Here is a 23,497-nt window from a genome sequence, read left to right as displayed (position 1 = left end):
TCATTCTCCTCAAGCCACAGCGATGGGAATCGTGCGGCGGCGTTCATCGAACGTGGCCGGGCGCACCTGCCCGCGCTCGGGCACGAACACCACGTTACTGTCGGTTTCCGCGCTGTTGACGAAGTGGCGGAAGCGGCTGCGCACGGCCGGATTGGTGATGGCTTCCTTCCATTCGCAGGCATAGGTGTCGACCACGTGCTGCATCTGCGCTTCGAGTTCGTCGCCGATGCCCAGGCTGTCCTCGACCACCACTTGGCGCAAATACTCGAGGCCCCCTTCGAGGTTTTCGCGCCAGGTCGACGTGCGCTGCAGGCGCTCGGCCGTGCGTACGTAGAACATCAGGAAGCGGTCGGTCAGGCGCACCACCTCGGCTTCGGTCAGGTTCGATGCGATCAGTTCCGCGTGGCGCGGCTTCATGCCGCCGTTGCCGCACACGTACAGGTTCCAGCCCTTGTCGGTGGCGATCAGACCCACGTCCTTGCCCTGCGCCTCGGCGCATTCGCGGGTGCAGCCCGAGACGCCGAACTTGATCTTGTGCGGTGCGCGCAGGCCCTTGTAGCGGTTTTCCAGTTCGATGGCAAAGCCCACGCTGTCGCCGACGCCAAAGCGGCACCAGGTCGAGCCGACGCACGATTTCACGGTGCGCAGCGACTTGCCGTAAGCGTGGCCCGACTCGAAGCCAGCGTCGATCAGCTCTTCCCAGATCGCCGGCAGCTGGTCCACGCGCGCGCCGAACAGGTCGACCCGCTGGCCGCCCGTGATCTTGGTGTACAGGCCGTACTTCTTGGCCACCATGCCCACCGCGATCAGACCATCGGCCGTCACTTCGCCGCCCGGCATGCGTGGCACGACCGAGTAGGTGCCGTCCTTCTGGATGTTGCCAAGGAAGTAGTCGTTCGAATCCTGAAGGCTGGCGTGCTTCGGTTTGAGCACGAAATCGTTCCACACCGAGGCCAGGATATTCGCGGCGGTCGGCTTGCAGACGTCGCAGCCCAGGCCACGGCCGTGGCGCGCCAGCAGTTCGCCGAATTCCTTGATGCCTTCCACGCGCACCAGGTGGTACAGCTCCTGGCGCGAATACGCAAAGTGTTCGCACAGGTGGTTGTTGACGGCCACGCCCAGCTTTTTGAGTTCGGCGTTCAGCACCTGCGTCACGAGCGGCACGCAGCCGCCGCAGGCCGTACCGGCCGTCGTGCAGCTTTTCAGCGCGCCGATCGTGGTGGCGCCGCCCGCCACCGCCTCGCACAGCGCGCCCTTCGAGATGTCGTTGCACGAGCAGACCTGCGCCGTGGCCGGCAGCTTGTCCACGCCCAGCGCAGGCCGCACGGTGTTGCCGCTCTCGGGCAGGATCAGGTATTCCGGTGCTTCGGGCAGCTCGATCTTGTTGAGCATCGTCTGCAACAGCGCGCCGTACGATGCGGCGTCGCCCACCAGCACCCCACCAAGCAGGTACTTGCCGCAGCTCGAGACGACGATCTTGCGATAGGTCTGGCGCCGCTCATCCAGGAACTGGTAGCTGCGGCTGCCCGGCGTGACGCCATGCGCGTCGCCCAGGCTGGCCACATCCACGCCCATCAGCTTGAGCTTCGTGCTCATGTCGGCGCCGGCAAAGCCGCATTCGGCGCCCAGCACATGGCGCGCGGCCGTGCGCGCCATGTCGTAGCCCGGCGCCACCAGGCCAAACAGCTGGCCGCTCCACAGCGCGCATTCGCCGATCGCGTAGATGTGCGGGTCGGACGTCAGGCACTGGCCATCGATGACGATGCCGCCGCGCGCGCCCAGTTCGAGGCCGGCCTGGCGCGCCAGTTCGTCGCGCGGGCGGATGCCGGCCGAGAACACGATCATGTCGGTGTCCAGACTCGTGCCGTCGGCGAACTGCATGCGGTGGGTGGTCTCGTCGCCATCGACGATGGCCAGCGTGTTCTTGCCGGTGTGGACGCCGACACCCAGTTCTTCGATGCGGGTGCGCAGCACGCGCGCGCCGGCATCGTCGACCTGCACCGCCATCAGGCGCGGCGCGAATTCGACGACGTGCGCCTGCAGACCCAGGTCGCGCAGCGCCTTGGCGCACTCCAGGCCCAGCAGGCCACCGCCGATGACGACGCCGATGCGCTGGCGCGTGCCGTCGCCGCGGGCGGCGCATTCCTTCATCTTCTCGAGGTCTTCGATCGTGCGGTACACGAAGCAGTCCTTGCGCTCGGCCCCCGGCACCGGCGGCACGAACGGGTACGAGCCGGTGGCCAGCACCAGGCGATCGTAGGAGACAGCGCTGCCGTCGCCCAGCAGCACCGATTGCGCGGCGCGGTCGATGGCCACTACCTTTGCGTTCAGGCGGAGCACCACGCGCTCGGCCAGCTCGGCGCGTTCGAAATAGCCCGGCGCGACCAGCGACAAATCGTCCGCGCTTTTACCGGCAAAAAATTCCGACAGGTGCACGCGGTCGTAGGCCGGGCGCGGCTCTTCGCCCAGCACCGTGACCCGCAGCGGTGGCGCCGGGTCCTGCATGCTGCTGGCAGCCAGCGTTTCGAGAAATTTGTGGCCCACCATTCCGTGGCCGATGACGACGATATGCATGACGTTCTCCTTTATGCTGCAACGGTTGCGGACGGGATGCGGGACGTGCTGCCGAAGCGCGCGCCAAGCGCGCACAGGCTGGCCACCACGACCAGGCCACTCAGGATCGTGAGCGTGCTCTGGATGTCACCCGTACCCTTCATCAGGAAGCCGGCGGCGACGGCGCCGACATTGCCGCCGGCGCCGACGATGCCGGCCACGCCGCCCAGCGCCTTGGGCGCCACGAACGGCACCAGCGCATAGGTCGCGCCGCAGGCCATGTGCGTGAACAGGCCGAACACCAGCATGGCCACCACGGCGAACACGACGCCGTCGGCCTGCGCGAACCACAACAGGCCCAGTGCTTCGCCGATCATCAGGACAAACAGGATGGTCACGCGGCGATTGACGTCACCGCCCCTGGCAGCGCGGTCCGACAGCCAGCCGCCCAGCGCGCGGGCGAACAGCGCCAGCAGGCCAAAGCTGCCGGCCGCCATGCCGGCCTGGCCCAGCGTCAGGTCGAAATGATCGACGTAGTACACGGCGGCGATGTTGTGGATGAAGATCTCGATGCCGAAGCAGGCGCCGTAGGTGACGAACAGCAGCCAGGCGCGGTAGTTGCGGCAGCCTTCGGTGAAACTGGCCCAGCCGCCCTTGCCGGCGCTGGCCGGCAGGTTGCCGGTCTTGCGCAGGTCATCGTAATTACCGGCCGGGCAATCCTGCGTGTAGCGCCAGTACACAAAGGCCATGATGATCATCATGACGCCCGGGACCACCAGCGCCACGCGCCAGCTCATCGACTGGCTCACGCCCAGCATCACGACGGCGGTGAGCAGCAGCGGCATCAGCGCCTGCGCCGCGCCGCCGCCGGCATTGCCCCAGCCGGCAGCGGCCGCGTTGGCGGTGCCGACCACCTTCGGCGAGAACATCACCGACGTGTGGTACTGGGTGATCACGAAGCTGGCGCCGACCGCGCCGATGCCGAGGCGCGCCAGCAGAAAGGTTTCGTAGCTCTGCGCCATGGCCACGCCCAGCACGGGAATCGCGCCGATCAGCAGCAAGCCCGTATAGGTCTTGCGCGGGCCGTAGCGATCGCACAGGGGCCCGACCAGCAGGCGGACAAAAATCGTGATCGCCACTGCTGCAATATTGATGTTGGCGATCTGCTCCATCGACAGGCCAAATTCGCCTTTGATGACGGGCATCAGCGGCGCGCAGGCGAACCACGCGAAGAAGCAAATGAAGAAGGCCACCCAGGTCAGGTGGAAGGCGCGCATCGGCGCGCCCTGGAACGAGAAGAGGTTGATGTTGTCTGCTTTGCCGGTCATGATTTTCGTCCTTGGAAAACAAAAAGGCGTCCGCGCTGCTGCCTGGGGCAGAAGCTGCGGACGCCGTTGTCCTGGTGCCGGCCCGTCGTTGGGCTGGCGTTATATGAAGGAGATCGTCATTGATCCTGTGCTCTGTATCAGCAAGAGGCGTGCCACGCGCGGTTCAGGGCGGGGCCGGCAACCGGCGCATCACGAATGCTGCATCGCGGTGCACCATTCCCCAAGATGATGCACCGGCGTGCACCGCGACCGGCGTCAAGCCGGTGCGAGGTCTTGAGCGAAAGCATGCGGATCGCTGCCATCCCAGACCCGCCCATCCATCAGCGTGGACGTACGCAGCGTGGTGGCAGGCAGTGGCGTGCCGGTGCGCTCGGCCGCTTCGCGATACAGGTCGATCCGGTTGACCTGCTGCGCCAGTGCCAGGTAATCGGGATCGGTACGGAGCAAGCCCCAGCGGCGGTGCTGTGTCATGAACCACATGCCGTCCGACAGCCACGGGAAGTTCGCTTCGCCGCCAGCGTAGAAACGCAGGCCGTTGTGGCCACGCCAGGCCGCGCCTTCGTCCGCGCCGGCCAGGCAATACTGCAGCGTCTCGCGGCTGGCATTGACATACGCGGGACTGGCCAGCACCTCGGCCGCCGCTTCGCGGTTGGCACGCGAGGCGTCGAGCCAGCGCGCCGCCTGCAGCAGCGCAGCGATCATTGCGCGGCAGGCATTCGGGTGGGTCGCGGCAAAGGCGGCGCGCGTTCCCAGCGCCTTGCCGGGATGGTTCGGCCATACCTGCTCGCTCGACGCGGCCTGCACACCGGCGCCGTCGCGCAGCGCGCGCTGGCCCCACGGCTCGCCCGCACAGAAGCCGTCCATATGGCCGGCTGCCAGGCTGGCCGCCATCTGCCCCGGCGGCACCGTCACCACCCGGCAGTCCTTCAACGGATCGACGCCCTGCGCCGCCAGCCAGTAATACAGGAACATCGCGTGGTTCCCCGTCGGGAACGTATGCGCGAGCGTCAGGCGCTGCCCGGCCTGCACCAGGCGCGCCAGCCCGCCCGGTTCTGCGGCTGCTTCGGCCCAGGTGCGCGAGAGCGTGATGTTCTGGCCATTCTGGTTCAGGTTCATCAGCACCGCCATGTCGCACTGGCCGGTGCCGATGCCGTTCTGGATCCCATAGACCATGCCATACAGCGCCTGCGCAGCGTCGAGCTGCCCGCCTACCAGGTGCTCGCGCATGCCGGTCCAGGATTGTTCACGGCTCAGTACAAAGCGCACGCCGTACAGTTCATCGAAGCCCAGCACCGACGCCATCACCAAAGGCGCGCAGTCGGCCAGCGGCATGAAGCCGATGCGGATGGTTTCGATCTCGGGACGGTCGGTACCGGCGATCCATGCGCCCTTGCCTGCCAATGTCATAGATATCCTGATGTTCTTGTTAGCTGCAAGGCGCTTAGCCCAGCAGGTCTTCCACGTCGATCAGGCGCTGCGCGACGTCGACCAGCTTCATGTTCTTGTTCATGGCCAGGCTGCGCAGGCGCTGGTAGGCCTGGTCCTCGGTCAGTTGGTAGCGCGTCATCAACATGCCCTTGGCGCGGTCGAGCACCTTGCGCTCAGCCAGCTTTTGCCGGGTATCGCTCAGTTCATCCAGTAACCGCTGCTCGCGCCGGAAGCGCGCCAGCGCGACGTCGAGCACCGGCTTGACGCGCTCGGCCTGCAGGCCGGCCACGATGTACGCCGATACGCCCGCTTCCAGTGCGGCGTCCATGCTGGCCGGGGCGTCGTCTTCGGTGAACAGCACGATGGGCCGGCGCGCGTCGCGGGTGGCGATCACGATGTGTTCGAGCACGTCGCGCGCGTCGGACTCGCTGTCGAGGATGATCAGGTCGGGCTGCAACTGCGCGATGCGCTCGGGCAGGAACACGTCGGCCGGGAGCGATGCGACCAGATCGTAGCCCGATTCGAGCAGACCAATGCGCAGTGCGGTGCTGCGCCGGGTCTGCGCCGCCTGGGCCGCGTCGGGGTCCGCGCCGGGTGCTGTTGCAGACAGCACCACAACAATGCGCAAATGTGGGGTTGTTGTGTCTCGCGGTTTCATGCTGTTTTTGCATGCAAGAATCGTACCGTGTTGCCCCATTGCATTGAATCCTTGCCCTTCTTATGCGTGTATCCACTGTCGAGATATGCGTCAAGCGCATATCTTTCCAGTAAGCAACTAAACAATTATTCGTTTCATGAATCGCGGGAATCACGAATGAAAAGTTTTCTTATGACTCGATGACTCTTATACTGCAACGCAACATGACAGTATTTAACCAGGAGCGCAACATGACTGCAGCTATCCAGCAAACCAATTTCTTCGCAGCGGCCATCGCCGCCATCCGTAGTTTTTCGCAAGACCTGTACATCGCCCACGGCGGTTACGCTCCATCGGTGCGGGGTTAATCATGCATCCACTCGAATACCTGACCATCGCCCTGGCCGTGCTGACCGTTGCCGCCCGTGTCTCGATGTACCTGCCACGTCCGCCAAAAGGCCCGTTCAAGGCAATGTGAGCAACAGGGCAAACGCCCCGATCAAGGCAGAATAATCCGCCTGTAATACCGAACGCCGGCCGTATTGACATACTGCCGGCGTTTGTATTTATAGTAAAAAAACCTTCTCCGATCCGCGCGCCGTGGCAAGTGGCTGCGCTAGAATGCATTCGCATTTCTGGCCAGAAAGCCCTTCTTTCACTTACCACATACCCATGCGCACACCTGCACTCACCCTCTTTGCGGCCTCGTTCGCGGCCTCGCTGGCATCGATCGCACTGCCGGCAGCAGCAGCACCGACACCCATCACCCTCGACCAGGCCATGAGCCATCCCGACTGGATCGGCACGCCGGTGGAAGACGCCTGGTTCAGCTGGGACAGCAAGCAGGTGTACTACAAGCAGAAACGCACCGGCTCGCCCGTGCGCGACACGTTCCAGGCCGGCGCGAACGCCGGCAAGGCGCAGATGGTGAGCGACGCCGAGCTGACGAAGATCGACAGCGCCGACGTGGTCTACAACCGCAACAACACGCGCATGCTGGTCATCCGCAACAACGACCTGTTCGAGCGCGACCTGAAATCGGGCCAGCTGGTGCAGGTCACGCGCGGCGCGACCCGCATCGGCAACGCGCAGTACGCGGCCGACGAACGCTCGGTGCAGTACCGCATCGGCACCGACTGGTATGTGTGGGACCGCGTCACCCGGGTTACCGGCCCGGCCGCGCTGCCGCGCGCGGCGAAGGACCCGAACGCACCCGAAGACGACGCCTACCGCGCGACCGAACTGCGCCTGATCGAGCACCTCAAGCGCCAGAAGGATGACCGCGACGCGCTGCGCGCCCGCAACGACGAACTGCGCCGGGTCGATGCCTCGATGGCGCCAACGCCCGTCTACCTGGGCGACAAGGTCACGCTGGAGGCCAGTTCGCTGTCGCCGGACGGCCGCTGGCTGCTGGTCGTCACCGCCGCCAAGAGCGCCGACAAGGGCCGCGTGGGCAAGATGCCGCGCTACGTGAACGAATCGGGCTACGAAGAAACGGAAGACGTGCGCACGCGCGTGGGCCGCAATATGCCGCCGGCGCATTCACTGAAACTGGTCGACCTGCGCACCAATACCGTCAAGGACATCGGCTTCGACACCCTGCCCGGCATCACCGTCGATCCGCTGGCCGCGCTGCGCGCCGCCGCCAAGAAGGACCCGCTCAAGGGCAATCGGCCAGTCGTCGTCTCGGGTGGCCGCAATGCGATCGACTGGAGCAGCAATGGCGCCAACGTCGCCGTGATGCTGCGCTCAGTCGACAACAAGGACCGCTGGATCGCCAGCGTCGACCTGCGTGACGCCAAACTGAAACCCCTGAACCGCGTCACTGACGGCGCCTGGGTCAATTACGACAATGCTGAATTCGGCTGGCTGCCGGACAACCGCACGCTGTGGTACCTGTCGGAAGAATCGGGCTACTCGCACCTGTACACGCAGGACACCATGGGCGCCGGATCGGCTGCGCCACGTGCGCTGACCTCGGGCAAATGGGAAGCCAGCGACGTGCGCTGGAGCGCGGATGGCAGCACCGCCTACATGCTGTGCAACCACGAAGCGCCGGGCGACTATGAAGTCTGCGCCGTGAGCGCCAAGGGTGGCGCGGTGCGCGAAGTAACGAAGCTCGACGGCGTCGAACGCTTCAACCTGTCGCCGGACCAGAACAAGCTGCTGGTGCACTGGTCGTCGAGCTACACGCCGGTCCAGATCGCGACCGTGCCCGTCTCGGGCGGCGCCGCCACCAAACTGACCGACACCCGCACGCCGGACTTCAAGGCGCGCGAGTGGATCGAGCCGCAATACGTGGCCGTGCCATCGAGCGCCGGTGGCGATCCGGTGCACGCCAAGCTGTATCGGCCTGCGCAGCTGGAAGCCGGCAAGACCTACCCGGTCGTGATGTTCGTGCACGGCGCCGGCTACCTGCAGAACGTCAGCAAGCGTTATCCGGTCTACTTCCGCGAGCAGATGTTCCACAACCTGCTGGTCCAGCAGGGGTACATCGTGCTGGACATGGATTACCGCGCCTCGAAAGGCTATGGCGCCAAATGGCGCACCGCGATCTACCGCCAGATGGGTCACCCGGAACTGGACGATTATCTCGACGGCGTGAAGTACCTGGTCGGCCAGCAGCAAGGCGACGCCAACAATATCGGCGTGTATGGCGGCAGCTACGGCGGCTTCATGACCTTCATGGCGCTGATGCGCGCACCGGACGTGTTCAAGGCCGGCGCCGCGCTGCGCCCCGTGACCGACTGGACCACCTACAACCACGAGTACACGGCCAACATCCTCAACACGCCGGACATCGACCCGGAAGCGTATAAAAAATCGTCGCCGATCGAGTACGCGCAGAACCTCAAGGGCCACCTGCTGATCTCGCACGGCATGATCGACGATAACGTGCTGTACCAGGACTCGGTGCGCATGGCGCAGCGCCTGATCGAGATGAAGAAGGACCACTGGGAGATGGCGAGCTACCCGCTCGAACGCCACGGCTACGTGCAGCCCGAAGCCTGGTACGACCAGTACCGCCGGATCTATCAGCTGTTCGAGCGCTCGCTCAAGCAGAAGTAATCCACACGCCGGCAACCGCTGCGCATACCCTGCGTGCATAGGCATTACAGGATGTAAGCGCGATTGCCGGCGGCGCGCGGCTGGTGCACCTTATGACAACCATCACGTCATGAGGTCCCGCCATGCCACGCTCGCGCGCCGTCGCCCTGCCCGCCGCTTTGCCCCTCGTTGCAGCGACCCTGCTGCTGGCTGCCTGCAGCGCCCCGCAGCAGCTGCAAGTGGCCAGCGCCGCAGCGCCGCCGCAGCCGCCGGCGCCCGGGAAGCGGGTCGAGATGACTGGCAGCGCGATCTCCTCGTATTCAGGCTACGCCGGCGTACCGCCGTCGACCTTCCAGCGTCGCCTGGCCACGATGCCTTACCCGATGCCACAGTACGCACCGGGCGCAGAGCGCTTCCCCGACGCCCAGGCCAACCGCGCGGTGCTGGTCGAAGAACAACCCGTCTCCACTTTCAGCAGCGACGTCGACACCGCCTCGTATGCCTACGTGCGACGCCAGCTGAGCGCCGGCAGGCTGCCGCCACCGGCCGCCGTGCGGGTCGAGGAAATGGTGAACTACTTCCCCTACGCTTATGCCGCACCGAACAAGGCCAGCCAGCCATTCGCGCTGACCACGGCCATCATGCCCAGCCCGTGGAATGCGGACAACCAGCTGCTGCACGTGGCCGTGCGCGGTTACGACCTGCAGCGCGCCGAACGGCCGCCGATGAACGTCGTGCTGCTGGTCGACGTGTCCGGCTCGATGGCCCCGCAAGACCGCCTGCCGCTGCTCAAGCAGGGCTTTCGCCTGTTCGCACAGGGCTTGCGCGAACAGGACCGGGTGGCGATCGTTACCTACGCCAATGGCACGACGGTGGCGCTCGAACCAACCACGGGGGGCGACAAGCAGAAGATCATCGACGCCATCGATGCGTTGCAGGCAGCCGGCGGCACGGCCGGCCGCGATGGCCTGGAGCGCGCCTACGCCATGGCCCAGCGCCATTTCGATGCGAAAGCCGTCAACCGCGTCATCCTCGCCACCGACGGCGACTTCAATATCGGCGTGAGGGACCCGCGCCAGCTCGAAACCTTCATCGCCGACAAGCGCAAGAGCGGCGTCTACCTGTCGATTTTCGGCGTTGGCGACGGTAACCTGAACGATGCGCTGATTCAGCGCCTGACGCAGTCGGGCAATGGCAATGCCGCCTACATCGACTCACTGCTGGAAGCGCGCAAGGCGCTGCAGGGCGAACTTGGCTCGACGGTGTTCCCGATCGCGAACGACGTCAAGATGCAGGTCGAGTTCAACCCGGCCCGCGTGGCGGCCTACCGCCTGATCGGCTACGAGACGCGCATGCTGGCGCGCCAGGACTTCAAGGACGACAAGGTCGATGCGGGCGACATGGGCGCCGGCCACACGGTGACGGCGATTTACGAGATCACGCCGGCAGCGGGTGCTGCCAAACTGGTCGACCCGCTGCGCTATGGCGCCGCCAAGAAAGCCGCACCTGCGGGCAAAAATGACGAGCTGGCGTTCGTACGGGTGCGCTACAAGCTGCCGGGCGAGAGCAAGAGCCGCCTGGCCGAGCAGCCGGTGCGCCCGGCAACGGCGGGCGCCACGCTGGCCGCCGCGCCAACCGACCAGCGCTTCGCGGTGGCCGTGGCCGCGTTCGGCCAGCGCCTGCGCGGCGAGCCGCAGGTCAGTGACTACAGCTACGCCGACATCGCCACGCTGGCGAACGACGCACGGGGCGCTGACACTGACGGCTATCGCGCCGAATTCGTCAAGCTCGTGCGGATGGCGGAATCGCTGGGCCAGGCCGGGGCGACCGGGCGGCCCTGATGTGCCAGGTATGAGGGACGATGACATCATGCGATCAGCGACACGTAAAACCGTCGTTCCCGCGCAGGCGGGAACCCAAGGTTGCCCACGTTGCCGCGGCGTTCGATCGACGCGGTATGGTCACTGACCTAGGTTCCCGCCTTCGCGGGAACGACGTGCTGATACTAACGATTGACGACCTGCATCGGTATCACGCGACACGCGAAACCGTCGTTCCCGCGCAGGCGGGAACCCAAGTGTGCCCGCGTCGCCGCGGCGTTCGATCGACGCGGTATCGTCACTGACTTAGGTTCCCGCCTTCGCGGGAACGACGTGCTGATACTAACGATTGACGACCTGCATCGGTATCACGCGACACGCGAAACCGTCGTTCCCGCGCAGGCGGGAACGCAAGTGTGCCCGCGTTGCCGCGGCGTTCGATCGACGCGGTATGGTCACTGACTTAGGTTCCCGCCTTCGCGGGAACGACGTGCTGATACTAACGATTGACGACCTGCATCGGTATCACGCGACACGCGAAACCGTCGTTCCCGCGCAGGCGGGAACCCAAGTGTGCCCGCGTCGCCGCGGCGTTCGATCGACGCGGTATCGTCACTGACTTAGGTTCCCGCCTTCGCGGGAACGACGGGCTGATACTAACGATTGACGACCTGCATCGGTACCACGCGACACGCGAAACCGTCGTTCCCGCGCAGGCGGGAACCCAAGTGTGCCCGCGTCGCCGCGGCGTTCGATCGACGCGGTATCGTCACTGACTTAGGTTCCCGCCTTCGCGGGAACGACGGGCTGATACTAACGATTGACGACCTGCATCGGTACCACGCGACACGCGAAACCGTCGTTCCCGCGCAGGCGGGAACCCAAGTGTGCTTGCGTCGCCGCGGCGTTCGATCGACGCGGTATCGTCACTGACTTAGGTTCCCGCCTTCGCGGGAACGACGGGCTGATACTAACGATTGACGACCTGCATCGGTACCACGCGACACGCGAAACCGTCGTTCCCGCGCAGGCGGGAACCCAAGTGTGCTTGCGTCGCCGCGGCGTTCGATCGACGCGGTATCGTCACTGACTTAGGTTCCCGCCTTCGCGGGAACGACGGGCTGATACTAACGATTGACGACCTGCATCGGTACCACGCGACACGCGAAACCGTCGTTCCCGCGCAGGCGGGAACCCAAGTGTGCTTGCGTCGCCGCGGCGTTTGATCGTCGCGGTATCGTCACTGACTTAGGTTCCCGCCTTCGCGGGAACGACGTTTGATGCTAACGATTGTCGGCCTGCTGTGCCTCGACGCCCAGCATGTCCAGCAGCGTCAGCGCCACCACCTTGGTGGCGCTGCGCAAGTCTTCCAGCGCCAGCCGCTCGTCGGCCTTCTTCGCGTTGGCCTCCGTGACCGTGCGCGGCCCGGCCCCATACAGCACGGCCGGAATGCCGCGCTCACCATACAGGCGCGCATCGGCATACAGCGGCGTGCCGACGGCGGGAATGGCTTCGCCGAGCACGGCGTGCGCGTTGCGGCGCAAGCTCTCGACCAGCGGCTGCGCGCCGGGTAGCGGGCGCAATGCCTGCGACAGCAGCAGGCGCTTGATGTCGAGCCGGATGCCGGGCATGCCGGCCACCGCGTCCGTGATCAGCGCGCGTACCTGGGCTTCGACCGCGCCCGGGTCTTCTTCGGGAATCATGCGCCGGTCGAGCTTCAGCACGACCTTGCCCGGCACGACATTGGTATTCGTGCCGCCGTCGATGCGTCCGACGAGCATTGTCGGCGAATCGATGCCGGGCACGCCCGACTTGATGGTCTTGAGCCGTGGCAGGTCGCCGTAGATGGCATTGAGCACGCGCGTGGCTGCCTGCAGCGCATCGACCGCGGTGTCGGGCATCGCGCCGTGGCCGGCCTTGCCATGCACCGTCACTTCCAGCTGCAGGCAGGCGTTGTGCGCCGTGATGATGCTGTAGCCGAAACCGGCGGCGATCACGTAATCGGGCTGCGTCAGGCCCTGCTCCAGCAGCCAGCCCGGCCCCAGCAGCCCGCCGAATTCCTCGTCATAGGTAAAGTGCAGCTCAACGCCGCCACGCAGCGGCGCGCCCAGGGCTTCAAGCGCACGCACCGCGAATACATAGGTGGCGAAATCGCTTTTCGATACCGCCGCCGCGCGCCCGTACAAGTAGCCGTCTTCGATCACGGCGCCATACGGCGGATGGGTCCAGCCTTCGCCCGGCGGTACGACGTCGCCATGCGCATTGAGCGCCAGCGTCGGCCCGTCTGCGCCATACGGCCGGCGCACGATCAGGTTCGTGATGCTTTCCAGGCCGTAGTCGACGACCTGCTGCGACGGCACCGCGTGCCGCTCGACTGGCCAGCCGGCGCCCTCGAGCATGTCGGCCACGGCCTCGGCGTGCGGCGCATTGTTGCCCGGTGGCGTATCGGTAGGGATCCGCACGACAGCCTGCAGGAAGCCCACTTCGTCATCAAAGTGCGCGTCGATCCAGTCGGTCAGGCGTGTCTGCAGTGCGTTCATGGTGTGTTTCCTGTGTTGGCGCCGGCCTCGAACCAGGCCTTGACCACGGCGCGTTCGGCATCGGTCATGTGCGTCAGATTCGCCAGCGGCATGGCCCTGGTCTGGACTGTCTGCTGGTAGATGCGCGCGGCGTTCTGGCCGATCTGTTCCGGCGTTTCGAGCATGACGCCCAGCGGTGCGGCCGCAAAGCCGGGCTGCGTCGGTTGCGCTGCATGGCACGAAACGCAGCGCGCCCCCATGATCGTGCGGACCTCGGCAAAGCGTGCTGCATCGGCCGTCGCGGTAGTAACCACCGGATCGACGCGCACCGGCCGGGCCGGCGCCAGCAGCACGCCAAGGCCCAGCAGCAGCACGGCGCCCGCCACAGGGTACCGCCATTCGATGCGGCCCTTGTGGCGCAGGTTGAAGAAGTGGCGGATCAACACGCCGGCCAGCATGATCACGCCCAGCACTGCCCATGCGTGCGGGTGGTTGTAGGTCATCGCGTAGTGGTTGCTGATCATGATGAACAGCACCGGCAGCGTGAAGTAATTATTGTGGACGCTGCGCTGCTTGGCCTTGATACCGTGGACCGGGTCGGGCTTCTGCCCCGCCAGCATGGCATTCACCATCTTGCGCTGGCCGGGAATGATCAGCATCGCCACGTTCGCGACCATCATCGTGCCGATCATCGCGCCCACGTGCAGGTACGCCGCGCGGCCGCTGAGCAGGTGCGTGAGCACCCAGCTGCTGCCAACCAAGAACAGGAAGATCGTCGCGCCAAAGGCCAGCTGGCGCTGCACCAGCGGCGAGCGGCACAGCAGGTCGTAGACGATCCAGCCCACGACCAGGCTGCCGATGCCGATCCCGATCGCCTGCCCGCTCGACAGATCCGCCACGCTGCGGTCGATCATCATCGCTTTCGCGTTCATGTAATAGACGATGGTCAGGAGCGCGAAGCCCGAGAGCCACGTGGAATAGGCTTCCCATTTGAACCAGTGCAGCTCCTTTGGCAGTTCTGCAGGCGCCACCAGGTATTTTTGTGGATTGTAGAAGCCACCGCCGTGCACGGCCCACAGCTCGCCGGCGACACCCTTGCGCTCGAGGTCCGAACCGGGCGCCGGCGGCTTGATCGTGTTGTCGAGCCAGACGAAGTAGAACGATGCGCCGATCCAGGCGATGCCGGTGATGATGTGCAGCCAGCGCACCAGCAGATTGAGCCATTCGAGAACGTAGGGGGCCAGGTATCCGGGGTCGAACATGGGCGTCCTTCAGGGTCGCAGATTCAGGGGGAACTACGCGCGCGCGCCAGTGCAACCACGGCGACCGACGGCTTGACGATACGCTGATTTCCATTTCTGCAACAACAAAATCGGCGTATATTCGACATATCCGACTCGATATACAACGAAGATTTCACGGCCATGTCCAGCCTGCCCCGCAACCTCGACCTGCACCTGATCCGCATCCTCTACCTGCTGCTGGTGGAGAAAAACGTCTCGCGCGTGGCGCTCAAACTCAATCAACCGCAGCCCTCGATTTCCGCCTCGCTGCGCAAGCTGCGCGAACTGACGGGCGATCCGATCCTCGTGCGCGGCGCACGCGGCATGGTGCCGACGCAGCACGGCGAAGGTCTGCTGAAACCCGCCAAGCGCATTCTGGACGAAGCCGAGAGCCTGTTCGTGCGCAAGGCACCGTTCCAGCCCGAAGACGCCGCGCGTACCTTCCACATCGCCGCGCCGGATTACCTCGATGCGCGCTTCCTGCCCAACGTGGTGGCGCTGCTGCGCCGCGGCTCGCCCGGCAGCAAGGTCGTGATCCACGCACTGGGGCCGGGGCAGGATTACCTGCGCATGCTGTCCGACGGCGACATGGACCTGGTGATCGCCAACTGGGACGAGCCGCCGGCGCACCTGCACATCTCGAAGCTGTTCGAAGACCCGATTATCTGCACGATGCGCGCCGACAGTCCGTACGCGCGGCGCACGGCGCCGGACGCGATGACGCTCGAGGATTATCTCGACCTGCCCCATGTCGCCCCGACCCAGATGCTGCCCGGGTATCACGGCGTGATCGACGCGCATCTCGAACGTCTGGGCCTGCAGCGCCGCGTGGCGGTGGAGTCGCCCTACTTCGGCGTGATCCCGTACATGCTCACGCAAAGTGACCTGGTCTTGACCACCGGCCGCCAGTTCATCCGCGCCTTTGAGAAGACGCTGCCTTTGAAAAGCTTCACAGTGCCGGTGAAGTTTCCGCCGATGCGCTTTTACCAGTTGTGGCACCAGCGCGTGCACCAGTCGACCGAGCACAAATGGCTGCGCGACCAGGTCAGCAGCGCGGCGCGCGCACTGGTGCAGGGGTAGTCTATATGCGCCCGCTGCTGGCAGCCATCCGCCGGGCGATATGGGCACAGCCACCGCGAGACCGTATGATCGACCGCTTGACCACCAAGGAGCGCACATGACCACGATCGCAACGCTGAACGCATGCGAGGCCGTCGGCTTTGTCGAGGCCCTGCGCGGCATCTACGAGCATTCGCCATGGATCGCGGCGCGTGCGGCGCCCGCCCGCCCGTTCGCCAGCCTGGCCGCGCTCAAGCGCGCCTTGCAGTCGGTGGTGGACACGGCCAGCATCGACGAACAACTGGCGCTGCTGCGCGCCCACCCGGAACTGGCCGGCAAGGCGGCGATTGCCGGCGCCCTGACCGCCGAATCCACGAGCGAGCAAGCCAGTTCGGGACTGGACCGGTGCACGCCGCACGAATACGCGCAGCTGCATGCGCTCAATGCCGACTACAACGGCCGCTTCGGCTTTCCGTTCATCCTCGCGGTCAAGGGCCCGACCGGCCAGGGCCTGTCGCGCCAGGCCATCATCGCCACCTTCGAGCGGCGCATTGGCAATGCGCGCGGCGACGAGCTGCGCGAGGCGCTGCGCCAGGTGCACCGCATCGCCGAGATCCGGCTGAACGCACTGCTGGGCGTGACGCCGTCGCTTGGCGCGCGCGTGATGGACTGGTGCGAAACGCTGGGCACCATCAGCGACGTTGAAACGAACCTGACCTGCGCCTACATGACGCCGGCCCACCAGCGCACCGCCGCGTGCATTGCCGGCTGGATGCGCGAAGCCGGCATGACGGTCCACATCGACGCGGTAGGCAATGTCGTCGGCCGCTACGTCGCCGCGCAGCCGGGCGCCAGAACGCTGGCCACGGGCTCGCACTACGACACCGTGCGCGATGGCGGCAAATACGACGGCCGTCTGGGCATCCTGCTGCCGATCGCCGTCGTCGCCGACCTGCACGCGCGCGGCCAGCGCCTGCCGTACGACCTGGAAGTGATCGCGTTTGCCGAAGAAGAAGGCGTGCGTTTCCGCAGCACGTTCCTGGGCAGCAGCGCGGTTGCGGGCAGCTTCGACATGGGTTTATTAAGCGCGGTCGACAGTGAGGGCGTTATGCTGGGCGACGCGCTGGCACAGGCTGGTCACAATCCTGCGCACATCGCCGCCATCGCACGCGATCCTGCGCTGCTGCTCGGCTTTGTCGAAGTCCATATCGAGCAAGGCCCGGTGCTGCTCGAACGTGGCTTGCCGCTGGGCGTGGTGAGCGCGATTGCCGGCAGCTCGCGCTATATCGTCGAACTGCGCGGCGTGGCCAGCCACGCGGGCACCACGCCGATGGGCATGCGGCGCGATGCGGCTGCCGCTGCCGCCGAGATCGTGCTACTGGTGGAAGCGCGCTGCCGCCAGGGCACGGCCCTGGTCGGCACGGTCGGCCAGCTCGAGGTGCCGGGCGGCTCGGTCAACGTGATTCCCGGCGCGTGTCGCTTGTCACTCGACATCCGCGCCGCCGACGATGCGGTGCGCCTGGCTGCGGTGGGCGATATCCTGGCCGGCATCAGCGCCATCTGCGCCGCGCGCGGCATCGGCGAACGGCTGGTCAAGCTGCTGGAGATCGACGCCGTGCCGTGCGCGCCGCGCCTGATGGCGCAGCTGGGCGCAGCAGTGGAACGGGCTGGCCTGCCCCATTTCGAGCTGCCATCGGGCGCCGGCCACGACGCCATGCGCATGGCAGAATTGACCGACGTGGCGATGCTGTTCGTCCGCTGCGGCAACGGCGGAATCAGTCACAATCCGCTCGAGACGATGACGGCGGACGATGCCGATATCGCGGGACAGGTTTTTTCCGGCTTCTTGCTGGGATTTATGGACAATGCCGCAACTTGAACTGACCGACAACGAACTCATCGTTCGCATGGGCAAATGGGAACAGATGATGGCCTTGAGCGCAGACGTCCATGTTCCGCTCGCGCAGGTCCGCAGCGCCATCCAGGACGATGGCTACGGTGGTTCAAGCCGGTTCAAGCTGGGCCTGCGCCTCCCCGGAACGCATGTCCCCTTCGTCGTCGCTGCTGGCGCCTTTCTCAAGAGCGGCGACAGGCAGTTCGTTTTCACGCGCCGCACGCTGCACACGATCGTCATCGAAATGAGCGGCAATGAATGGACCCGGCTCGTCATCGGCGTGCCCGATGCCAACGCGGCGGTGGCCCGCATCAACGCTGCGGTCGACCGCCTTCGCACCAACGCAGGCTGACCCGCTACCTGCCTCGATCGCACCGTAAAACAGAACGGCGCTTGTCTGCACGCCCCGAGTCGATGGTATGCTAACGCTTACAACTATGACAATGCAAACCCATGTCGACTTATAGCACCCCTGTACTGACCACCCAACGCCTGATGCTGCGCCCGCTGGCCGCCACCGATGCACGGGCCCTGTATGCCATTTTTTCCGACCCTGCCGTCGTGCGCTACTGGAGCGCCGAGCCGTGGACCGACATCTCGATGGCCGACACCGCCATCGCGCGCGCGCTTGAAGCGTACCGCGACGAGACCGAGCTGCGCTTTGCCATCGAACTGGCGGGCAGCCGCGAAGTGATCGGCACCGTCGCCCTGCACCACTTTTATAACCAGTACAACCGCTGCGAACTGGGCTACGCCATCGCCAAGGGCCACTGGGGCAATGGGTATGCCAGCGAAGCGATCGAAGCGGTGCTCGATCACGGCTTCAACGAAGTTGGCATCAACCGGGTCGAGGCCGACATCGACCCGCGCAACGACGCGTCCGCCCACGTGCTCGAAAAACTCGGTTTTCGCAAGGAAGGCTTCATGCCGCAGCGCTGGCGCGTGCACGGCGAATACGCCGACACCGTGTTCTACGGCCTGCTGCGCGATTACTGGAACGAGCGCAAGGCGTCCTGACGACGATGCAAAGGCCAGCCATGAAAACCATCGCAGCGTGTTCGACCCTGGCGCTTGGAGTTCTTGGGCTGGCCCCGCAATCGGTCGCGGCCCAGGCCACGATACCGGCCTGGCGCGAAATCACGATCTACGCCAGTGACGCCAGCTATCCGCAGGCACTCGTGCGGCGTGGCGTTCAGGGCGCGGTCACGATCGAGCTCACGCCCGGCACGCGCGGTCGCAAGGCCGCAGCGACGGTGCGCGCTTCGTCGCGCTCGGCCGATCTCGATGCGCTGGCCCTCGGCATGGCCAGGCAGCTCGACATCACGAGCGTGGATGGCGCCCCCAGTGGCACGGTCACGTACCGCTTCCGCAAGGATCACACCGGGACCATCGCCACCAAGACCTGCGCCGACCTGAACGTCGATGTGGCCTACCACAGCGCGACGTTCCCGGAACGCAGCCTGCGCGAACTGCCGGTGTTCTATGAGAGCGTCGGCAAACTGATCTACAGCTTTCAGCGCGAAGGCGAACGCCGCACCTTTCCGCCGGCCGACACGCTGTTCGACGCGACACTGGCCGGCTGCGCGCGCACGCCGCAGGCAGGCATGCTCGACGTGATGCGCCAGGAAGCGCTCAAGCTCATCGCGCCGTAGCACCCATCGTGCAGCGCCGCCGTATCGACACGCAAAACCGTGCCCCGCTCATCCACGCTGACGACCGCTCGCCCCGGCAATCGCACCGTTCGTCGGATCGCCCTTGGCCTGGGCGAGATGCATCCCTACAGTAGGGTCATCACTCTTTGAAAGGACTGCACGTGAAAACCATTCATACGCCCGCCAGCCGCTTCCAGTCGATCCTGCGCAACGCCGAAGTGGCCGGCCGCACCACCTGGCGCCTGGCCAAATCCGGCGCACGCTACCTGACCCGCATGCCGTGGCCGGTGCTGCTGGTGCTCGCCATCGCCCTCGCCGCGCTGGTCACCATCGTGCCGATCGTGCTGGCCCTGTTCGTTGGCCTGCTGGTACTGAAGTTCGTCGCCGTGGCCGTGTTTGGCCGCCCACAGCGCCGCCTGCGCCACACGAGCGGGGAATAAACCATGGCAGCGGTCCAGATCAACCGCGCGCTCGACTTCGTGCGTGACGCCATGCGCGAAGCGGGCGCCCTGTGGTGGCGCTTCTTCGACTGGCTCGCGCTGATCGAATGGCGCCAGCTGTACCTGGTCTGGTTCCTGAGCTTTGTCGCCGGCCTGTTCGTGAACCTGGTCGAACCGGCGATCTGGTTCATCCTGGTCTCGTTTGGCGTGAAAGTACTTGCCGGCGGCAAGCGCCGCGCCGAACTGCTGGCGCGCGATGCGTCGAGCAAGGCCGACGTGGCCAATCTCGAACGGCGCCTGACCGAGGCGCAGATGGCCACGCTCCAGGCCCAGGTCGAGCCACACTTCCTGTTCAACACGCTGGCGCTGATCGGCCAGTTGATTGAAACGGATCCGAAGGAAGCCGCGCGTGTGCACGGCCACCTGATCGAATACCTGCGCGCGTCGCTGCCGCAGATGCGCGGGTCGATGGGCAAAGGCGGCACCGGCGGTACGCTGGGCAAGCAGGTCGAACTCTCGCGCGCCTATCTCGCCATCATGCAGGCGCGGATGAAAGAGCGGCTCCAGGTCCGCTTCGAGGTGCCCGATTTTCTCGGCAGCGCGCCGTTCCCGCCGATGATGCTGCAGACGCTGATCGAGAACGCGATCAAGCACGGACTCGAGCCCAAGGTCGCGGGCGGCACGATCGTCGTGCGTTCGCGGGTCGAAGGCGCCACGCTGCATGTCGATGTTCTGGACGACGGCGTCGGCTTCAACCTGCATGCCGGCAGCGGCGTGGGTCTGGCGAATATCCGCGAACGCCTGGCGCTGTTGTACGGCAAGGAAGCCGAACTCGTCATCGAAGCACCCGTGACGGGCGGCGCCTGCGTGTCGATCCGCCTGCCGTACCGAATGACCGAAGACGGTTGACCATCCATGCCCACTGCCCTGATTGCCGATGACGAAGCCCTGATGCGCGACCAGTTACGGGCGCGCCTGCACGAGGCGTGGCCCGAGCTGCGCATCGTTGCCGAAGCCGCCAACGGGGTCGAGGCGGTGGCGCTGGCGGCGCAGCACAAGCCGGACATCGCGTTCCTCGACATCCGCATGCCGGGCATGGGCGGCATCGACGCGGCGCGGCAGCTGTACGCCGACTGCCACATCGTGTTCGCGACCGCCTACGATCAATACGCGGTCGAAGCGTTCGAGCACGGCGCGATCGATTACCTGCTCAAGCCCGTGACGCTGGCGCGGCTCGACACCACGGTGGCACGCCTGCGCCGTCAGCTCGAGCACAAGCCGCAGGACATCGGCGCCCAGCTGGCGCGGCTGGCGCAACTGGGCGACCAGTTGCTGGGTCGCGCGGCGCCGTCGTCAAAGCCGTCGTATCTGCGCTGGATCCAGGCCCAGTCTGGCACCAGTCTGCGGATGGTCGCGACGTCCGAGGTGCTGTTTTTCCAGTCCGACGACAAGTACACGCGGGTGCAGACGGCCACCGCCCAGCACCTGATCCGCAAGACGCTCAAGGAACTCGAAGAAGCGCTCGATCCCGACGAATTCTGGCGCATCCATCGCTCGACGCTGGTGCGGGTCGATGCGATCGCCGAAGTGCGGCGCGACCTGCGCGGCCGGCAGATGCTCACGCTGCACGGCTATCCCGAGGCGCTCGAAGTGAGCCGCAATCACAGTACGCTGTTCCAGCAGATGTAGTCGTGCACGACCAACCCGAGCTGCCCCCTCCCCCAGCGTATGGCGCAGGCGCCAGTTCGCTGTTCGCCATCTTCCGAATCTTCCTGCTGCTGGGCCTGCGCTCGTTCGGCGGCCCGATCGCCCACCTGGGCTACTTCCGCAATGAGTTCGTCCTGCGCCGCCGCTGGCTGGACGACGCGCGCTATGGCGAACTGGTCGCACTGTGCCAGTTCCTGCCCGGCCCCGCGTCGAGCCAGGTTGGCTTTGCGCTCGGCGTGCTGCGCGGCGGGGGCGTACTGGGTGGCTGCGCCGCGTGGCTCGGTTTTACCTTGCCGTCGGCGCTGCTGATGCTCGCCTGGGCGCTCGGGGCCGCCGTCACGACCGGCCCGCTGGCCACTGGCGCGGTGCACGGGCTGAAACTGGTGGCAGTCGCCGTTGTCGCGCAGGCCGTGTGGGGCATGGCGGCCACGCTGACGCCCGATTGGCAGCGCAAGGTGATTGCCCTGGCCGCCATCGCGATTGTGGTCGTTGCTGCCGGCCCCGGTGGTCAGCTCGTCGCCATCGCGGCCGGTGCGCTGGCCGGCTGGGCCTGGTGCCGCGGCGAGGCACCGCACGGCGCTGCCCCGCTCGCGTTTCCGGTGCGCGTGGCGGGCGGCGTGGCCGCGCTGGTCCTGTGTGGTTTGCTGTTCATGCTGTTGCCCGTCGCCGCCGCTGCCACGCAGTACCGGCCACTCGCTTTATTCGACGCGTTCTACCGGTCGGGCGCGCTCGTGTTCGGCGGCGGGCACGTGGTGTTGCCGTTGCTGCAGGCCGAGACCGTAGCCAGCGGCTGGATCGCCAGCGAAACATTCCTGTCGGGGTATGGCATGGCCCAGGCGCTGCCTGGGCCGCTGTTTGCGTTCGCCGCATTCCTCGGCGCGCAGGCCGGGATGAGCGCCACCGCCGTCGGCGGCGCCTGCGTGGCGCTGGTGGCGTTGTTCTTGCCGGGGCTGTTGCTCGTCTACGGTGCCCTGCCGTTCTGGGCCCGGCTGCAGCGCCAGCGCGCGCTGCGCCACGCTGTCATGGGCGCGAATGCCGCCGTCGTGGGCATCCTCGGTGCCGCGTTGTACAACCCCGTCTGGACGAGCGCTGTGCTCGACCTGCGTGACGCCGCCGTGGCGCTGGGCTGCTTCCTGCTGCTGGTAACGTGGCGCGCGCCGGCCTGGCTGGTCGTTGCCCTGGCCGCCGCAACCGGCGTACTGATGACGCTGCTCTGACGAGCGTCGCGTGCCCGATCAAGCCGGGAAATAACGCGTGCTGTCGACATCCTCCATCAGCGTGCCCTGGCGTGGATGCCAATCGAGCACCTCGCGCGTCCAGCTGCACGCTGCCGGCACGTCCATGCCGGCGAAATGCGCCAGCGCGCCAAAGTGCTGCGCTGCTGCCGCGCGCGCGATGCCCGTCACCGGCACGCCCAGCCGGCGTCCGATCGCCGCTGCGATGTCGCGGAACGGGACGCCCTCCTCGGCCACGGCGTGATAGCGCGCGCCCGGGGCGGCGCGCTCGAGCGCCAGACGAAACACGCGCGCAGCGTCCAGGCGATGCACCGACGACCAGCGGTTGGCGCCATCGTCGACAAACGCCGCCACCCTTTTTGTGCGGGCGAAACCGATCATCATCGGCACCAGGCCATGATCGCCCTCACCGTGCACGGATGGCGGCAGGCGCACGACTGACGCATTCACACCGCGCGCGACCAGTGCGCTGGCGGCATGTTCCGATGCGCGCGGATAAGCCGGGCTGAGCGGGAACGTCACATCCGCCTCGGTCGCCGACCGGCCCTGCACATCGAGCACCATGCCTGACGTCACAATCAACGGGCGATCCGAGCTCTTGAGCGCCGCGCCCAGCGCCTCGATCGCGCGCCGGTCCTGCTGGCAGTTGGCGGCGTACCGTGAAAAGTCGTGATCGAACGCAGTATGGATCACGCCATCGGCCGCCGCAACTGCGTCGCGCAGTCCATCCACATCATCGAGCGTGCCGCGCCACGCCCGCACGCCAAGCGCTGACAGCGCCGCGGCACCGGCTTCCGACCGCGTCAGGCCGGTGACGGTGTGGCCGGCGGCAAGTAAATCCTGTACCACGGCAGTGCCGACGAACCCGGTCGCACCGGTAATGAATACATGCAT

Annotated in this window: 18 protein-coding genes; 11 read left to right on the top strand and 7 right to left on the bottom strand. The window is 66.1% G+C overall.

What is annotated here, in order from left to right; genetic code table 11:
• Positions 1 to 9: 9 nt before the first annotated feature.
• The 4 genes from nirB to ACZ0AJ_RS01950 all read right to left on the bottom strand — a co-directional run bounded on the left by nirB (position 10) and on the right by ACZ0AJ_RS01950 (position 5,967).
• Entirely contained in the window at positions 10 to 2,574 is a 2,565-nt protein-coding gene (gene nirB / locus ACZ0AJ_RS01965) for a nitrite reductase large subunit NirB (RefSeq protein WP_499453653.1), read from the bottom strand.
• Positions 2,575 to 2,585: 11 nt separating this feature from the next.
• Positions 2,586 to 3,881: an MFS transporter gene (locus ACZ0AJ_RS01960; protein WP_499453651.1), complete on the bottom strand. Its 1,296-nt coding sequence runs from the start codon at positions 3,879 to 3,881 to the stop codon at positions 2,586 to 2,588.
• Between the two features lie 255 nt (positions 3,882 to 4,136).
• Positions 4,137 to 5,288: a CmpA/NrtA family ABC transporter substrate-binding protein gene (locus ACZ0AJ_RS01955; protein WP_499453649.1), complete on the bottom strand. Its 1,152-nt coding sequence runs from the start codon at positions 5,286 to 5,288 to the stop codon at positions 4,137 to 4,139.
• A 34-nt stretch (positions 5,289 to 5,322) separates the two neighbouring features.
• Positions 5,323 to 5,967: an ANTAR domain-containing response regulator gene (locus tag ACZ0AJ_RS01950; RefSeq protein WP_183557494.1), complete on the bottom strand. Its 645-nt coding sequence runs from the start codon at positions 5,965 to 5,967 to the stop codon at positions 5,323 to 5,325.
• A gap of 651 nt (positions 5,968 to 6,618) precedes the next feature.
• On the opposite strand from ACZ0AJ_RS01950, the gene ACZ0AJ_RS01945 reads away from it, so the two are divergent.
• Both ACZ0AJ_RS01945 and ACZ0AJ_RS01940 read left to right on the top strand, forming a co-directional pair.
• On the top strand, positions 6,619 to 9,015 hold the full coding sequence (locus tag ACZ0AJ_RS01945; protein WP_499453647.1) for a S9 family peptidase: 2,397 nt from the start codon (positions 6,619 to 6,621) through the stop codon (positions 9,013 to 9,015).
• 122 nt (positions 9,016 to 9,137) lie between these two features.
• Complete coding sequence (locus tag ACZ0AJ_RS01940; protein WP_499453645.1) at positions 9,138 to 10,835, top strand: vWA domain-containing protein; 1,698 nt, start codon at positions 9,138 to 9,140, stop codon at positions 10,833 to 10,835.
• A 1,262-nt stretch (positions 10,836 to 12,097) separates the two neighbouring features.
• On the opposite strand, the gene ACZ0AJ_RS01935 is transcribed toward ACZ0AJ_RS01940, so the two are convergent.
• Entirely contained in the window at positions 12,098 to 13,354 is a 1,257-nt protein-coding gene (locus ACZ0AJ_RS01935) for a M20/M25/M40 family metallo-hydrolase (protein ID WP_499453643.1), read from the bottom strand.
• The gene (locus tag ACZ0AJ_RS01930; RefSeq protein WP_499453642.1) at positions 13,351 to 14,595 is read right to left on the bottom strand and encodes a urate hydroxylase PuuD; all 1,245 of its coding nucleotides are present in this window, start codon (positions 14,593 to 14,595) and stop codon (positions 13,351 to 13,353) included. The genes ACZ0AJ_RS01935 and ACZ0AJ_RS01930 overlap by 4 nt, the downstream gene beginning before the upstream one ends.
• Positions 14,596 to 14,757: 162 nt before the next feature.
• On the opposite strand from ACZ0AJ_RS01930, the gene ACZ0AJ_RS01925 reads away from it, so the two are divergent.
• From ACZ0AJ_RS01925 to chrA, 9 genes are all read left to right on the top strand, one after another.
• On the top strand, positions 14,758 to 15,696 hold the full coding sequence (locus tag ACZ0AJ_RS01925; RefSeq protein WP_499453640.1) for a LysR substrate-binding domain-containing protein: 939 nt from the start codon (positions 14,758 to 14,760) through the stop codon (positions 15,694 to 15,696).
• 97 nt (positions 15,697 to 15,793) lie between these two features.
• Positions 15,794 to 17,554, top strand: coding sequence for an allantoate amidohydrolase (locus tag ACZ0AJ_RS01920; protein ID WP_499453638.1), 1,761 nt, complete (start codon positions 15,794 to 15,796; stop codon positions 17,552 to 17,554).
• The gene (locus ACZ0AJ_RS01915) at positions 17,541 to 17,921 is read left to right on the top strand and encodes a hypothetical protein (protein WP_499453636.1); all 381 of its coding nucleotides are present in this window, start codon (positions 17,541 to 17,543) and stop codon (positions 17,919 to 17,921) included. Before ACZ0AJ_RS01920 ends, ACZ0AJ_RS01915 begins: the two co-directional genes overlap by 14 nt.
• A gap of 101 nt (positions 17,922 to 18,022) precedes the next feature.
• Entirely contained in the window at positions 18,023 to 18,586 is a 564-nt protein-coding gene (locus ACZ0AJ_RS01910) for a GNAT family N-acetyltransferase (RefSeq protein ID WP_499453634.1), read from the top strand.
• A 20-nt stretch (positions 18,587 to 18,606) separates the two neighbouring features.
• Complete coding sequence (locus ACZ0AJ_RS01905) at positions 18,607 to 19,221, top strand: TonB family protein (RefSeq protein ID WP_499453632.1); 615 nt, start codon at positions 18,607 to 18,609, stop codon at positions 19,219 to 19,221.
• A 161-nt stretch (positions 19,222 to 19,382) separates the two neighbouring features.
• The gene (locus ACZ0AJ_RS01900) at positions 19,383 to 19,661 is read left to right on the top strand and encodes a hypothetical protein (RefSeq protein ID WP_332530174.1); all 279 of its coding nucleotides are present in this window, start codon (positions 19,383 to 19,385) and stop codon (positions 19,659 to 19,661) included.
• Between the two features lie 3 nt (positions 19,662 to 19,664).
• On the top strand, positions 19,665 to 20,570 hold the full coding sequence (locus tag ACZ0AJ_RS01895) for a sensor histidine kinase (RefSeq protein WP_499453630.1): 906 nt from the start codon (positions 19,665 to 19,667) through the stop codon (positions 20,568 to 20,570).
• 6 nt (positions 20,571 to 20,576) lie between these two features.
• Positions 20,577 to 21,350 (top strand): LytR/AlgR family response regulator transcription factor, encoded by a 774-nt coding sequence (locus ACZ0AJ_RS01890; RefSeq protein ID WP_332530172.1) that lies wholly within the window; start codon positions 20,577 to 20,579, stop codon positions 21,348 to 21,350.
• Positions 21,351 to 21,352: 2 nt separating this feature from the next.
• Positions 21,353 to 22,585 (top strand): chromate efflux transporter, encoded by a 1,233-nt coding sequence (gene chrA, locus ACZ0AJ_RS01885; RefSeq protein WP_499453628.1) that lies wholly within the window; start codon positions 21,353 to 21,355, stop codon positions 22,583 to 22,585.
• Between the two features lie 18 nt (positions 22,586 to 22,603).
• Here chrA and ACZ0AJ_RS01880 read toward each other — a convergent pair whose 3' ends face one another.
• Complete coding sequence (locus tag ACZ0AJ_RS01880) at positions 22,604 to 23,497, bottom strand: SDR family oxidoreductase (RefSeq protein WP_499453627.1); 894 nt, start codon at positions 23,495 to 23,497, stop codon at positions 22,604 to 22,606.

It is taken from the genome of Telluria sp. AC161 (assembly GCF_979258535.1).
This window is presented reverse-complemented; position numbering and strand designations above follow the sequence as displayed.